This is a genomic window from Marinobacterium alkalitolerans (assembly GCF_017776525.1).
Classification (GTDB): domain Bacteria; phylum Pseudomonadota; class Gammaproteobacteria; order Pseudomonadales; family Balneatricaceae; genus Marinobacterium; species Marinobacterium alkalitolerans.
The window spans coordinates 22675-36115 of sequence record NZ_JACVEW010000016.1; the positions used below are offsets into that span (position 1 = coordinate 22675).

At 55.7% G+C, this 13441-nt stretch carries 16 protein-coding genes; 3 read left to right on the plus strand and 13 right to left on the minus strand.

Annotation, left to right across the window (positions count from 1 at the left end; genetic code table 11):
• Window positions 1-111: 111 nt before the first annotated feature.
• Both ilvN and H9C73_RS11000 read right to left on the minus strand, forming a co-directional pair.
• Window positions 112-603, minus strand: a complete 492-nt coding sequence (gene ilvN, locus H9C73_RS10995; protein WP_209287878.1) for an acetolactate synthase small subunit — start codon at window positions 601-603, stop codon at window positions 112-114.
• Window positions 604-605: 2 nt separating this feature from the next.
• Window positions 606-2327 carry an acetolactate synthase 3 large subunit gene (locus tag H9C73_RS11000; protein WP_209287879.1) on the minus strand — a complete coding sequence of 574 codons (1722 nt, stop codon included), beginning with the start codon at window positions 2325-2327 and terminating at the stop codon, window positions 606-608.
• Between the two features lie 417 nt (window positions 2328-2744).
• On the opposite strand from H9C73_RS11000, the gene H9C73_RS11005 reads away from it, so the two are divergent.
• A complete protein-coding gene (locus tag H9C73_RS11005; protein ID WP_209287880.1) occupies window positions 2745-3011 on the plus strand; it encodes a hypothetical protein in 267 nt (88 codons plus the stop codon).
• A gap of 6 nt (window positions 3012-3017) precedes the next feature.
• Here H9C73_RS11005 and H9C73_RS11010 read toward each other — a convergent pair whose 3' ends face one another.
• The 6 genes from H9C73_RS11010 to H9C73_RS11035 form a co-directional block, all read right to left on the minus strand.
• Window positions 3018-3857 carry a 23S rRNA (adenine(2030)-N(6))-methyltransferase RlmJ gene (locus H9C73_RS11010; RefSeq protein WP_209287881.1) on the minus strand — a complete coding sequence of 280 codons (840 nt, stop codon included), beginning with the start codon at window positions 3855-3857 and terminating at the stop codon, window positions 3018-3020.
• 27 nt (window positions 3858-3884) lie between these two features.
• Complete coding sequence (locus H9C73_RS11015; RefSeq protein WP_209287882.1) at window positions 3885-4562, minus strand: hypothetical protein; 678 nt, start codon at window positions 4560-4562, stop codon at window positions 3885-3887.
• Window positions 4562-5350 carry a response regulator gene (locus tag H9C73_RS11020; RefSeq protein ID WP_209287883.1) on the minus strand — a complete coding sequence of 263 codons (789 nt, stop codon included), beginning with the start codon at window positions 5348-5350 and terminating at the stop codon, window positions 4562-4564. Before H9C73_RS11020 ends, H9C73_RS11015 begins: the two co-directional genes overlap by 1 nt.
• A 131-nt stretch (window positions 5351-5481) precedes the next feature.
• Window positions 5482-5796, minus strand: coding sequence for a cupin domain-containing protein (locus H9C73_RS11025; RefSeq protein ID WP_209287884.1), 315 nt, complete (start codon window positions 5794-5796; stop codon window positions 5482-5484).
• A complete protein-coding gene (locus H9C73_RS11030; protein WP_209287885.1) occupies window positions 5793-6407 on the minus strand; it encodes a cation transporter in 615 nt (204 codons plus the stop codon). Before H9C73_RS11030 ends, H9C73_RS11025 begins: the two co-directional genes overlap by 4 nt.
• Before the next feature lie 40 nt (window positions 6408-6447).
• Window positions 6448-7404, minus strand: coding sequence for a LysR family transcriptional regulator (locus tag H9C73_RS11035; RefSeq protein ID WP_328797969.1), 957 nt, complete (start codon window positions 7402-7404; stop codon window positions 6448-6450).
• Between the two features lie 112 nt (window positions 7405-7516).
• Between H9C73_RS11035 and H9C73_RS11040 the strand changes: the two genes are divergently transcribed.
• Window positions 7517-7753, plus strand: coding sequence for a hypothetical protein (locus H9C73_RS11040; RefSeq protein ID WP_209287886.1), 237 nt, complete (start codon window positions 7517-7519; stop codon window positions 7751-7753).
• 55 nt (window positions 7754-7808) lie between these two features.
• Here H9C73_RS11040 and H9C73_RS11045 read toward each other — a convergent pair whose 3' ends face one another.
• A complete protein-coding gene (locus tag H9C73_RS11045) occupies window positions 7809-8648 on the minus strand; it encodes a class I SAM-dependent methyltransferase (RefSeq protein ID WP_209287887.1) in 840 nt (279 codons plus the stop codon).
• A gap of 222 nt (window positions 8649-8870) precedes the next feature.
• Between H9C73_RS11045 and H9C73_RS11050 the strand changes: the two genes are divergently transcribed.
• Window positions 8871-9443: a MerR family transcriptional regulator gene (locus H9C73_RS11050; RefSeq protein WP_328797970.1), complete on the plus strand. Its 573-nt coding sequence runs from the start codon at window positions 8871-8873 to the stop codon at window positions 9441-9443.
• Here H9C73_RS11050 and H9C73_RS11055 read toward each other — a convergent pair.
• The 4 genes from H9C73_RS11055 to H9C73_RS11070 all read right to left on the minus strand — a co-directional run bounded on the left by H9C73_RS11055 (window position 9440) and on the right by H9C73_RS11070 (window position 13425).
• Window positions 9440-9928 (minus strand): GNAT family N-acetyltransferase, encoded by a 489-nt coding sequence (locus H9C73_RS11055; RefSeq protein WP_209287888.1) that lies wholly within the window; start codon window positions 9926-9928, stop codon window positions 9440-9442. The genes H9C73_RS11050 and H9C73_RS11055 overlap by 4 nt on opposite strands.
• Window positions 9929-9992: 64 nt before the next feature.
• Entirely contained in the window at window positions 9993-11027 is a 1035-nt protein-coding gene (locus H9C73_RS11060; RefSeq protein ID WP_209287889.1) for an SH3 domain-containing protein, read from the minus strand.
• A gap of 128 nt (window positions 11028-11155) precedes the next feature.
• Window positions 11156-11578 carry a nuclease-related domain-containing protein gene (locus H9C73_RS11065; RefSeq protein ID WP_209287890.1) on the minus strand — a complete coding sequence of 141 codons (423 nt, stop codon included), beginning with the start codon at window positions 11576-11578 and terminating at the stop codon, window positions 11156-11158.
• Window positions 11579-12075: 497 nt separating this feature from the next.
• Window positions 12076-13425, minus strand: coding sequence for a hypothetical protein (locus H9C73_RS11070; protein ID WP_209287891.1), 1350 nt, complete (start codon window positions 13423-13425; stop codon window positions 12076-12078).
• Window positions 13426-13441: the final 16 nt, after the last annotated feature.

The following is a 13441-nucleotide window of genomic DNA, read 5'->3' on the forward strand; positions in this document are numbered from 1 at the left end:
GTCATCGAGGCAGCCGAGGCAAGGCAAAAGCTGGCGAAAAAGCGCAGTTTAGTAAACTAAATGAGCATTTTGAGCCTGCTTTTAACGCTGCATCGGCAACGCAGATAGCTTTTAGAGGCTCAGGACTTTCTCGCCACGCGCAATACCACACACACCCGAGCGCACCACTTCCATGATGGAAGCGCTGCCCAGCGCGCTGATGAAGGCATCCAGCTTGTCGGATGCACCCACCAGCTGCACGGTGTAGGTGGTCGGCGTTACGTCGATGATCTGACCACGGAAGATATCGCAGGTACGCTTGATCTCCGCACGCATCTGGCCGCTGGCCTTCAGCTTGATCATCATCACTTCACGCTCGATGTGGTCACCTTCGGACAGGTCGACCACCTTCACCACGTCGATCAGCTTGTTGAGCTGCTTGGTGATCTGCTCCACCACACGGTCATTGCCGATGGTGGTGACGGTCAGGCGCGACAGGGTCGCGTCTTCGGTCGGTGCCACGGTGAGCGATTCGATGTTGTAGTTACGCTGGGAGAACAGACCCACAACACGCGACAGGGCACCCGGTTCGTTCTCCATCAGGACGGAAATGATATGGCGCATGCTCAGGTCCTCTCTGTCTTGGTCAGCCACATGTCACGCATGGAACCACGGGGTACCTGCATCGGATATACGTGCTCGAACGGATCGACCGCGATATCCATGAATACAAGGCGATCCTTCAGCGCGAAGGCTTCGCGCATGGCCCCTTCCAGGTCGGAATACTTGTCGACCTTCATACCCACGTGACCGTAGGACTCGACCAGCTTGACGAAGTCAGGCAGCGACTGCATGTAGGACTGAGAGTGACGGGACTCGTAGTTCATGTCCTGCCACTGACGCACCATACCCAGCGACTGGTTGTTCAGGCAGAGAATCTTCACCGGCAGGTCATACTGCTTGCAGGTGGAGAGCTCCTGAATGTTCATCTGGATACTGCCCTCGCCGGTGACACAGGCCACGTCGGCATCCGGGAAGTTCATTTTCACGCCCATGGCTGCCGGCAGACCGAAGCCCATGGTGCCGAGGCCGCCTGAGTTGATCCAGCGGTTCGGCTTGTTGAACTTGTAGTACTGCGCCGCGAACATCTGGTGCTGACCCACGTCGGAGGTCACGAAGGCATCGCCGTTGGTGACCAGGCTCAGCATTTCGATAACCTGCTGCGGCTTCATCAGCTCGGAATCGTCGGTGCGGTAGCGACCGCCGTGACGCTGACGCCACTCGTCGATCTGCTGCCACCAGGCCTTAAGTGCATCGGCATCCGGCTGTTTCTTGCTGTTTTTCACCAGCTGTGCCATTTCATCCAGCACCACCTTGGCCGGTCCCACAATGGGGATATCCGCCTGAACGGTCTTGGAGATGGAGGCCGGATCGATATCGATGTGCACGATCTTCGCGGTCGGACAGAACTTGTCGGTCGCGTTGGTGACACGGTCGTCGAAACGGGCGCCTACGGCCAGAATCAGGTCCGCATGGTGCATCGCCATGTTGGCTTCGTAGCTGCCGTGCATGCCCAGCATGCCGATGAACTGACGATCGGTCCCCGGGTAGCCACCCAGCCCCATCAGGGTGTTGGTGACCGGGAAGTTCAGCAGACGGGCCAGCTCGGTGAGCTGCTCGCTGGCATCACCCATGATGACGCCGCCACCGGAATAGATGACCGGACGCTTGGCGTTCAGCAGCAGATCGGTGGCCTTCTTGATCTGACCGGTATGACCGCGGGTGATCGGCGTGTAGGAACGCATTTTCACCTGCTTCGGATACTCGTACGGGTACCGTTCGGTCGGGGTGGTCATATCCTTGGGCAGGTCGATGACGACCGGGCCCGGACGGCCGCTTTCGGCAATATGAAACGCCTTGCGCACGATGGCCGGAATGTCTTCCGGACGCTGTACGCTGAAGTTGTGTTTGACCACCGGGCGGGAGATGCCCAGCATGTCGGTTTCCTGGAACGCATCCTCACCAATCAGATGGCTCATGACCTGACCGGTAATGACCACCATCGGAATGGAGTCCATGAAAGCGGTCGCGATGCCGGTCACGGCATTGGTGGCACCCGGGCCGGATGTCACCAGCGCGACGCCGGCCTTGCCGGTTGCGCGCGCATAAGCATCCGCCATGTGAGTTGCAGCTTGCTCATGGCGCACCAGAATGTGCTGTACATCTTCCTGCTGGAACAGGGCGTCGTAGACATGCAGCAACGAACCGCCCGGATAGCCATAGATGTACTGAACGCCCTCGTCTTTGAGGGCGCGTACGACCATTTCTGCGCCTGAAAGTAATTCCACTGTTGTACCCTCTACTCAGCACCGGCACTCTTTGCCGGTGAACTAACAGTTTCAGCGTTTCTGCAACGTTGAACACGGCCGCTCGCGGTCTGATGGTGTCGCAACCGCGATGCAGATTCCGAGGCGGAACCCGTTCGATGGCACGTGTTCGGGTACTGTCCAGGCGAGGATCTTCTTACCGGACAGACCTGTCTGAGACTTAAGCCGGGTAGCGCTTAAAACCACCCGCGGTCTCGGGATTTCCTACCACCGCAAGCCTAGAAAACAAATAGCCTTCCATTCTCGCACCTTGACAACCTCCAATCAACCGCCTACCGCCCGTGAAACGGCCATCTACCACCAAGGTTAGAGGCTGGGCGTTACCGTTTATTGGCGGTATAGTAGGTGCGACTTCAGTTTTGCGCCGGAGAGCACACGATGAGTGTTGCCGAGATTAAAAATAAGGAGCGCGTCATCAATGAACTGCTGCGCTTTATCCGCAAGGTTCTGGTAGAGCCGGATATCAGTGACAAGGCACTGGAGATCGCCCGCAAGCACTTCAACGAGAAAAACGCCGAAGTGCTGATTGCCGAAGAGCTGACCTCCACCACCAATGTGAAGATTCCCATCGAGCACAGCGATGCCGATCGTCTCTTCCTTGAGCTGCTGATCGACGTGGTGCGCGACGAAAAAGCGCTCTACTGATCCGCGTTACTCGGGCACCAGCCACTCCACGCGCCAGGTGCCCTGCCCCTTCTCCAGTTCCAGCCGTTCCGTCAGCCAGGGCGACAGCGCTTCCAGCGTATGATCCAGTTGCCAGGGCGGATTGATCACCAGCATGCCGCTGCCGTACATGCCGCGCTCACCGCTGGCGGGCATAATTTCCAGCTCGGCGCAGAGCATCTTGCGAATCCCCGTGTCTTTCAGATCCTGCTTCATTTTGCGCCAGAGATCGGCCGGCAGCAGCGGGTACCAGATGGCAAAGCAGCCGTTGGGCCAGTGCTTGTACGCCTTGGTGATAAAACGCACCAGGTCTTGATACTCCTTCTTCACCTCAAATGCCGGGTCGATCAGCACCACGCCGCGATTGGGCCTGGGCGGCATCTGTGACAGCACCCCTTCATAACCGTCCCGATGATGGACAGCCACGCGCGCATCCTGACGAAACACCGCCTTGAGCGCATCCGCCTCGGCGGGGTGCAGCTCCATGATGCTGATACGGTCATCCTCGCGCGCCATGCCGGCAGCCTGCAGCGGCGAGCCCGGGTAACAGGTCAGCGCATCCTGATTCTCGCGCGTCACCTGCTCCATGTACCCCTCGGCGTCCTGCGGCAGGGCCTGATGCCAGAGACGGCCGATACCGCCCTGATATTCACCGGTTTTCAGTGCCTGATCACCTTCCAGATCATAGCGGGCACGGCCACCGTGGGTTTCCAGGTAGCTCCAGGGTTTGGCCTTTCGATTCAGGGCCTGCAGCAGCAGGTTCAGGACGAGGTGCTTGTGCACATCCGCGAAGTTGCCGGCGTGGTAGCCGTGCTGATAACTGAGCATGTAAACGGTCCGGGGCCCGAGCGGGCCCTATTGGATATGAGGCACCCTCAGGTGCGGGAAACGAGCGGACAGACGAGCCGCAATCTGCTGCAGCCGCGTCCAGTCGGTATCAAACAGAACGGTATCACCGTCCTCGGCATAGGGTCCCAGCAGGCCCGGCAGGCCGGAGCCTTTCTGAAACAGGGAACCGCGGGTACGGCCGCTGCATTCAAAGCGACCGGGGCGCGAGGGTGAAAACACCCAGCGACCGGATTGCCAGTAGGGCGCGTTGTCGGCATCGGCATTCAGGCAGATGCGCACCTGCTTCAGCACCAGCGCATAGCCATCACGACCACCGCCCTGCACCCGAAACGCATTCATGATGCTGCCCCGGCCCGCCGTGACCGAGACACTGCCCCAGTCCCGCTGGCTGCGATAGATCGCCAGAAAACGGCGCGGCTCAGGCTGCTGGCTGTCGACCTGCCGGTACTGCTGATCCAGCAGCAGCGGCAATGACAGACGGTAGTAGGGCCCCTGCAGATAGTGTGTCACCAGAGTGTCGGTCAGCCCCTGACCTGACACGCGCAGCGTCAGCGGGTGCAAGGGCACAGGTGTCACACTGATCTCAGGCGCAGGCGGCGCTTTCGGGGTTGGCGGTGGCGCGGCACAGCCGGCGAGCAACAGCGCCAGCAGCACAGGGGTTCGGAAAGCCGTCAGCAATTTCATCAGCGCACACTGGAAATGTATTTGGACAGATGCGCCATCTTGTCCGGATCATCGTCCATGAAGCTGACCAGCACATCCACATAGGCGGCATCCAGCTTCTGCTCGGTGGCCTGCACCAGCGTCACAAAGCCGTTAATACGCGCCACGCTGTCGCCGGAGAGCTGTTCGATATCGACCACCACCTGCTCCAGCACCTGTGGAAAGCTGCCTTCATTCTTGATGACGACTTTCACTTCACGCAGATTCAGATCCTTGATGGCGCAACGGAAGGTCTGCTTGCTGTTGCGGATCTGGGCCAGCCCCTTGGGCTTGCCGGCACCGGCGCGGGCGGCAGGCGCCCCGCCCTTTTTCTGTTCATCGGCCTGCAGCATGGCCGCGGCGCGCGCCTGCTGTTCCGGGCTCAGCTTCTGCTGCTTGCTGAGCGCCTTGACCATTTTCTGTACCAACTGCTCACGGGTGAACGGCTTGCCCAGGTAATCGTTCACGCCCGCCTGAATGGCCTTGAGCACGTACTCGCGCTCACCACGGCTGGTCACCATCAAAAAGGGGGTCGATTTATACGCGTCCTGGGCACGACACCACTGCAGCACATCAAGGCCGCTCATCTCGGGCATCTCCCAGTCGCAGAGGATCAGGTTGAACTGCCTCTGCTGCATGGCACTGATGGCCTGGGCGCCATTCTCTACGGCCATGACCGTGAAATCGGGAAAGGACTCCCGGACCATGGACGTCACACGTTCACGAATGAAGCGCGCATCATCCACGACCAGAATATTGAGTTTGCTCATCGGTAGCTGTTTGTCCGAACAACGGGATAACTGTTTACACTGTCCCACAAAGTGAACCGCGACTGAACCCCCGAGCCCTGTTTCAAGGCAAAAAACAGGTGTTTAAACCCGAGGGCAGAGCTCGGCTTTCCTCAGCGGTAGAACACCGCCAGCCAGACGGTACGCTGCTCCGGGTCGGTCCAGCTCACGCGATGACGGGTGTGGGCCGGAATATTGAGATAATCACCCGCCCTCAACTGCACCTTGTCCCCGTTTTCAAACGTCAGCTCGCCCGCACCTTCAAGCACCAGCACCCATTCATGCTCGTCCTGATCGTACCAGCCCGATGCCGGTGAGCTGTGCCCCTGCGACAGAATGCGCTCGATCCGTACCCCCTCGGCCACCAGCAGGTCGGTGAACACTTCCTGTGGCAGCTCAGCCGGAATGTTGTCCTTGAGGTTGCTCACGCGCCTCCCTCACAGCTTGTCGCTTCTTCAGCCGCCTCGCGCAGAATGCGCACGCCGCCACGCAGCACCAGCAGGGCAATGATGAGACCGATCACCAGGTCCGGCAGGCGGCTGCCCAGCCACCAGACCAGCGCACCGGAAAGAATCACCCCGGCGTTGGCGATCACGTCATTGGCAGAGAAAATCAGCGAGGCGCGCATGTGCACACCTCCATCGCGGTGTTTCATGATCAGGCTCAGGCAGATCACATTGGCCACCAGCGCGACCAGCCCCACCGACATCATCAGCCCGCTGACCGGTTCGCTGCCGAGCAGAAAGCGGCGCAGCACATCGACCAGCACCAGCAGCGCCAGCCCGATCTGCAGCCAACCGCTGTAACGCGCCGCCCGCTGCTTCAGCAGGGCACTGCGGCCAATGGCATAGAGACTGATCGCATACACGGAGGCATCGGCCAGCATATCCAGTGAATCCGCCACCAGGCCCGTGGACTGCGCCACCCAACCCAGCCCGAACTCGAACAGAAACATCAGAGCGTTGATCACCAGCACGATCAGCAGCGTTTTGCGCTCCTGCGCGTTGCGCGCTTCCATCTCACAGCCACAACCGGACATTCAGCCTCTCCGTATCAATTGCTCATTCGCGAAACAGCGATTATAGCGCCGGACCGGCCAGGCGTTCGGACTGGCTGCGGATCGCATCGGTCAGATAGTCCATCAGCGTGTGAATCCTTACCACACCGCGCAGGTCCGGGTGCATCAGGAACCAGAGGCCGTATTCCAGTTCGGGGATGGGGTCGGTCAACTGCACAATATCCGGGTCCGACTCGGCCAGGTAGCAGGGCAGCACCGCCAGCCCCATCTGTGAACGGATCGCACTGAGAATACCCACCAGCGTATCCACCCGGAATACGCAGGCATTGCTCAGCCCCTTCATCTCCATCCACTGGTCCAGCTCCGAATCCTGCAACCGGGGTCCTGCCCCGATCCAGGGATAACCGGCCAACGCGTCAATGGACGCCCCCGGCGTGAGGCCAAAACTGCGATGCGCATACACGGCCTGTCCGATGGTACTCAGCGGTTTGCCGATCAGGTTTTCAGGCGGCTCATTGGAGGGGCGGATGGCCACATCCGCTTCTCGGCGCGTGAGGTTGAACAACTGGTTCGACACCGCCACATCGAGCAGGATGCCGGAATAGGTGTGCTGAAACTCCTTAAACAGCGGCGCCAGCAGCCCCATCAGCAGGGAATCGGTGGTCGTCACCCAGATTTCACCCCGCGGCTCCAGATCGCGCCCGGCCACCCGCCGTTCGGCGGCAATGGCGGCCTGATCCATGATGCGGGCGGTTTCCGCCAGCTCCTCCCCCGCCAGCGTCGGCTGATAGCCGTAGCGGCTGCGCTCGAAAAGTTTGACCCCCAACCGCCGCTCCACATCAGCCAGTCGCCGGAACACCGTGGCATGGCTCACCCCCAGTGCGCGGGACGCTCCCGATAGGGATCCGGTGGTCGCAATGGCCAGCACAATCTCGAAGTCATTCCACGCCAGACGGTTGCGCGACTTCGAGGTCATCCGTGCGGGAATCGCCGCCTGTCCTGCTGTTCGTTTTTGCAAAGTCCGTACTCACGTTTATGGAATCGTATGCAGTATAGAAAGTGATTAGCATGCGCCCAGAAATTTCAACTCATCTGCACCTGTTATAGGGCGAGGCTAAGGAGGTCAGCATATGATAGCTTCAGGCGAAGCGCAGTACTTTCAAGATGGCGGCTTGTTGGCTCGCCAGGATAACAATGACGCTCAGATCCCCCATCTGGCACCGGATCACGGCAGCATTCCGCACCGTTACCAGAATGGTCAGGGTGGCATTGATGTGCACCAGGTGCAACGTGACCAGATGCGCGCCCAGCGCGACTGCGTACGTGCGTTTTTCAGCTTCCTGCTGAAGCCGCTGCGCCAGGGTTAAGCACCCGCCAAAGGACACGGAATGGCCTGCCCTTGAGCAGGCCATTTTTTTGAGTTTACCCTTTGCTCAGCACAACCGCGAACTCACTGTTGTTTTGATCGTACTCACCTCCCGCTGCATCTCCCAGCAAGGCTTCAATCTTGAAACCGGCCGACTCCACCTCCTGGCGTAATGCCTCGGAGCTGAAGTACTGCAGCCAGTTATAGACCTCCCACTCACGTTCCTGAGTGAAGAGCACAAACTGATCGAGCGCGACCTGCTCATCCGGGTACAGGAAGGTATTGTGAAACCCGAAGTACGCCTCCTCAGCCCAGAACCCGTCCATCAGATTGGGCGCATAGGCCGCTGATTCAGCACGGGCTGCAAACCCTGCCAGACTGTAAACATCGAAGACGACATGCCCGGCATCATCCAGCAGCGCATGAAACCGCGCCAGCAACTGCTGTCGCTGCTGCGGATTGAGTGCACAGAAGTCACACATCAGCAGTGTGATCAGGTCGTAGCGTTCGTTGCTTTCAAACTGCAGATAGTTCTGGTTTACATACTGGATGGGCAGCGAAGCCGCTTCAGCCTGCTGACGGGCATAGCGGATGGACCGAGTGGAGAAATCGATCCCCGTGACCTGCGCACCCAGTGCGGCAAAGCGACTCGTGTAGAGCCCCGGCCCACAGCCGAAGTCACAGACGCGGGAGCCTTCCCCCAGATCAAAACGGCGTTGCATCCAGTCCACGGAGCGGTCAATAAAGGCCCGGTTACGTGACGAGATATCCACATCCGGATTGAGGTGGAAAGCCAGCATCTGTTTGGAGGTATGCTCATCATTCCACAGCTGCGCAGCCGTATACTGCGACCAGACGGCAGGCCGCCGGTTAATACGTTCAAGTGTTTCAAACATGTCATGATCCTGAAATCAAAAAGATCGGATCAGTGACAATCAAAGGCGGGGAATCGTCAGATTCGCGCGAGAGTTGCCACTGACTTGGAGGTTGTGTGTGCGTGGAAAGAGAACATTGAGCACCTCCTGTATCTGTGGCCGGTGAATGGATAAGAGCGCACACATTAGCGCCAGCCCCCGGCAGAAGTCAACTGAAGGCGCAACCGAGCCGGTTACAATCAAGTGTTGACCCGTCTACAGGTGCAGGGCTCAGGATGCAGATTCTCGGTCAACGATGGAGCTTATATGCTGACAGTCACTCAACTCGCCAGACAATTTGGTATCTCGCGAACCACCATTTTGTATTACGAAAAGGAGCAACTGCTGCTGCCGGCCTGCCGTTCCGAGAACGGTTACCGCTGGTACGGTGAGGAAGAGGTTGAACGCCTGAGAGCCATCACCTCCTACCGCTCCTACGGACTGCCGGTTGCAAGCATCCATGCATTGTTGAAGCGAGATGGACAATCTCAAACGCAGATATTGAAAGACCATTTCAATGAGCTGGAGAGAGAGATCCAAAACCTGCGAGCACAGCAGAAAGCCGTTGTTGTGCTGCTTCAAGAACCTGATCTGTTAGAGGAAAAGATTGTGAATAAAGAACGTTGGGTCGCCATTATGACCGCCGCCGGCTTCACTGAAAGTGACATGACCAAGTGGCATCAGAAGTTTGAGGAACTGGAACCTGAAGAGCATCAGAAGTTTCTCGAATCGCTGGGTATCTCCAGTGAAGAGATCAGCAAGATCCGAGCGCTCTAAGTGCTGCTGGCCTCAGGGATGAGGCCAAGCTGCTTCTGCATAGAGAAATTGACCAGCGCCACCCCATTCCGGTGCACCCTGTTCTCCTTGATGACCGCAAACCCACGGTGCTCAAAGAAGGGCCTCGCGACAAGGGATGCCTCAACATACAGGCGCGTGATGCCTGCCTGCTTCGCCTCTGCAAGCAGATATTCGTAGAGCGAGGAAGCAACACCCCTGCCCTGATAATCCGGATGGGTATAGAGGCAGTCGATATGGCCATCAGGGTCCAGCTCGATAAAGCCCGCAACCCGGCCTTCCATCAACGCCACAAAAGGCTGTTTCTCAGCCAGTCGCGCAGACCAGCGGTCATAATCCACAGGCGCGGGTGCCCAGGCATCCTTTTGTTCCTGTGTATAAACAGCCGGATCAATGGCGTGAACAGACGCGTAAAACAGGTCTGCGATGTCACGCGACCACTCATCCAAGTAACTTCTGATATTCATGATGGCTGGTATTCCGTTTCAGGTGCGAGGCAGCCCATTTGAAAGTCATCCGGCAAGATGGCCATTATCCGCCCAGTACCACCGCATCCGGTATTTCATAGCGCTCGCTGCCGACCCGAATACGGTGCAGGTCATCTTCTTTCGTTGCCCCGAACTTGAGGTACCCTTCCGACTCGCTGACATCCGCACTGATGGGGATGCCCATACGGAAGAAGATCGCACGGGTACGGCCATCAGGCTTGTGGATAACCACCGTCGCATAACCGCCACCTGCACGGGCAACGCCGAACTCGCACTGGCCCATTGGCTGCCCGGTGTGTTGTCCACACGGCAACATGCCCGTTGCATCATACTCGCCCTGACCGGCGCGCAGTGCCGAGTCATCCGGCCCCAAGGCCACACTGCCATCCGGTGATACGGCCGGGCGGAGATACTCCGCGGCCACATATCCACGCGGGCCACCGCCCAGCTGCTGAACGTCACACCAGTATCGGCCCAGCCCCTGTTGGCAGCCCAGATTGTCGAGCAGCGCCCCAGCGGCGTACTGAGTGAGCACCGGTGCAGACGTATTCGGTTGCGCGCGCAGGTTCAACGTCGTCATCACCTCCCAGTTGCGCGGCCCGCCCTGTTCCGGGGCAGCGGGCACATCGGCAGCCGACCAGCCACCGGTATTGGGCGCCCATGCATAAATGCCGCCATCGGCCATGAGGCTCATATACAGGCGGCCCTCTTTCAGCAGGTACGAGCGGATGAACCCGGCCTGCGACAGGATCTGTTTTTCCAAGGACGTGGGCGGGCAGACAGCCGACACCCCCTCAACCGCACCCAACTCAAAATGCCCACTGGTCGCATCGCTTGCCTGCTGCGCAGACCAGCTGGCAGTGACGCGATTGCAGCCAAGCTGCAAACTGGCAGACCCATCACCGTGCAGCGACAGGGAATAAAGCGCGTGCTCATCGGGGCGGGTGATTCCTTGCGCATCATCCATGGACTGGAATTCCACCAGCCGCCACTGAGTATCCACCAACGGACCAGACGGCTCGGCCGCAGCGGTGCCGGCAACGAGCATTGAAACGACCGCAAGCAAGAGTCTCTTCACAATTCCTGGCCCCTCCGGAGCTCATACATGTTTTGGCAGCACCGCACACCGAAGCGCATAGGTGCCTCACGTCTCGGTGCCAGATCCTGAGCAGTTACGATGCCCCTTCGCTCAGGCTATCACCAAGCTTAAGCATGCAACTTACACTCTTCCAGACTCAGCAGCCCTTGCAGCGCCTTGAGGTGCTTGTAGTTCTGATGCAGCGGACTTTGAAACCTGCTGGAATGCTTGAAAATCTTCTGCGTCCACTGCTTCTGATGCGGGCTGCCAAAGCTCCAGCCCTGAATGTTTTTCGTCTCGACCACAAACACGCCGTAAGCGGACACGATCACATGATCGATCTGAGTCGTCCCCTCAGCGGCTGGCAGGGTCACATTCTTGATAAGGGGGTAGTGATTTTGATCCAGCAGGTACCTTGCTGACAGGTTAACGATCAGCTCGCCCATCACGCCCTTGAACCAGGGTGACTTGAGAACACCTGCAAGGATAAAAAGAGGAATCAGATACCAGAGTGTACTGAACACCTGACTGATAAGTGGGACAAAATCCATTTTATTGTATTCCTATATTTAATAACGCTTGCAGCACTCACTCATACGGGGAGGCGTGTCAGATTAATACTGTCACTTTACAGTATGGATAATTTAGTAGTGGCTTACCTGCTACATAAACGCAGTTAATTTCCCAGCATTTACAGGTCTTTCTTGCACACCAATATTCTGCCATGCATCGATTATATACTGCTCTTCACCGCTATATTTAGGAGTTCCTCCTACACCTCCGGAACCAGCACAGTCTCCAGCTGCGGATATTAGATTACGCACCCCAATACCATTGACGATAACAATAACGCATACCGATACTCCGGCGCTTAATCGAGCTCCTATTTGCTCATTTATCCAACTGTAGTTGCATCATCGCGCCAAGTCCTTTCTTCGCTATCGCCTACTCTCACTTTGATTTCCATAGCACTCTCCTTGTAGGTGCTTAACGCCGTTATAAATTGCCGAAAGAAGCGCAGCGTATTGAGGTCAATTTCATAACTTTCTTAGAACTGCGATTCGCACGCTAACTCTTCAGCTTGCTCCACTTCAGATTTTCTTGTTTCTGCAATCTGACTTAATTTAGAAGAGTATTTATATCCATATACCTTTTCGTAACCACTATAGAACTCGCTAGAATCACGGAACTCTCTAAACAACGGCCAATCGTGATATGCGATCTCATTTATTAATTCACCCTCTTTTCCAATCTTACACATTATTTCTTCTGCTTTAGAGTAATCACCTGTAAGAATTGAATAGGCCAACTTAAAATCATATGTAGTCGCTGACCAATCCTTCTTATCTAAAATTTCCTTTGCCTCTTTTCGCTTGTCAATCGAACAAAGTGCAATTGCATGATTTACTGAAAATATCCGTTCCATTTCGTCGGTAGATATATTTGGGAGACTCTGAGCAAATTTGCTGATTGATATAGCTTTACCCCAGTGCTCCATATGCAAATAATTAAATACGATATTGCTAAGGTGGGTATCAGCTTTTTCAATATCCTTATCAAATATTTTGCGCCAAAGAGTATGCCCTAACATAGTCCCAACATGAGCGATCAGCATGCATGACTGGAAAAGATATTTTGCCCCTATTTCTAGTTGATCGCCCTCTACTATATCCTGTTTTATTTTACATCCAACTTCTCGGCAAACGTCCAAGTACTGTTTGCTGACTATTCCATCGCAGTGAGTAAATAAGTTCCGTCTCTGGGCACGCTCTATAAAGTATGGCCACTCATCAAACTTGGTAAGTTTAATAGAGAACTTGTTTTCAAGATCCTTGAATTGTTCAATATAGCTTTTTCTTCTGATCGTTTCGATTTCTTTATCCAAAAATACTTGTCTAAGTTCATCCATAGATTCATATTTCAATGCTTCCGGTAAAGAAATCTCTTTATTGATATTTTTATATAAATCTGGATTTTTTCTATACAAAACAGTTATTAGGTCGCCAACAAATTTATCAAATGCGGAAAATAGACTTATAAAAAGGCTTCTTTCCAGAGTAGTTACAGGTGATGACCTATTGTGCCTTTCGATTTCCCTTATGGTTTTCCTCAATTCCTTAATCGTCAAAACCCTAGCAGTTTCTTCTTTATCCTCTTCAATTTCCTTTTGATATTTTTCAATATCACCCTTTAGCTTTTTCGCATTATCTTCATAACTTTTTAATGCCGCTAAAATATATTCCTTTGCACAATCCTCAATATCAAGAATCCTGTGGAGAAAGGTGTCAATTACATCTGGAACTTCAAGTTCTTCTGATGTCATTACTGGACTATTATCACCTTTCAAATTCGCTTCAGACTCATTTTCTATTTCATTTTTTTCTGTTCGATCATTCACTTTACTTTTTCCTATA

What these genes read in the sequence shown, in the direction of transcription:
- ilvN (WP_209287878.1), bottom strand. Translation starts at nt 603, where the DNA reads ATGCGCCATATCATTTCCGTCCTGATGGAGAACGAACCGGGTGCCCTG.
- H9C73_RS11005 (WP_209287880.1), top strand. Translation starts at nt 2,745, where the DNA reads ATGAGTGTTGCCGAGATTAAAAATAAGGAGCGCGTCATCAATGAACTG.
- H9C73_RS11010 (WP_209287881.1), bottom strand. Translation starts at nt 3,857, where the DNA reads ATGCTCAGTTATCAGCACGGCTACCACGCCGGCAACTTCGCGGATGTG.
- H9C73_RS11015 (WP_209287882.1), bottom strand. Translation starts at nt 4,562, where the DNA reads ATGAAATTGCTGACGGCTTTCCGAACCCCTGTGCTGCTGGCGCTGTTG.
- H9C73_RS11020 (WP_209287883.1), bottom strand. Translation starts at nt 5,350, where the DNA reads ATGAGCAAACTCAATATTCTGGTCGTGGATGATGCGCGCTTCATTCGT.
- H9C73_RS11030 (WP_209287885.1), bottom strand. Translation starts at nt 6,407, where the DNA reads ATGTCCGGTTGTGGCTGTGAGATGGAAGCGCGCAACGCGCAGGAGCGC.
- H9C73_RS11040 (WP_209287886.1), top strand. Translation starts at nt 7,517, where the DNA reads ATGATAGCTTCAGGCGAAGCGCAGTACTTTCAAGATGGCGGCTTGTTG.
- H9C73_RS11045 (WP_209287887.1), bottom strand. Translation starts at nt 8,648, where the DNA reads ATGTTTGAAACACTTGAACGTATTAACCGGCGGCCTGCCGTCTGGTCG.
- H9C73_RS11055 (WP_209287888.1), bottom strand. Translation starts at nt 9,928, where the DNA reads ATGAATATCAGAAGTTACTTGGATGAGTGGTCGCGTGACATCGCAGAC.
- H9C73_RS11065 (WP_209287890.1), bottom strand. Translation starts at nt 11,578, where the DNA reads ATGGATTTTGTCCCACTTATCAGTCAGGTGTTCAGTACACTCTGGTAT.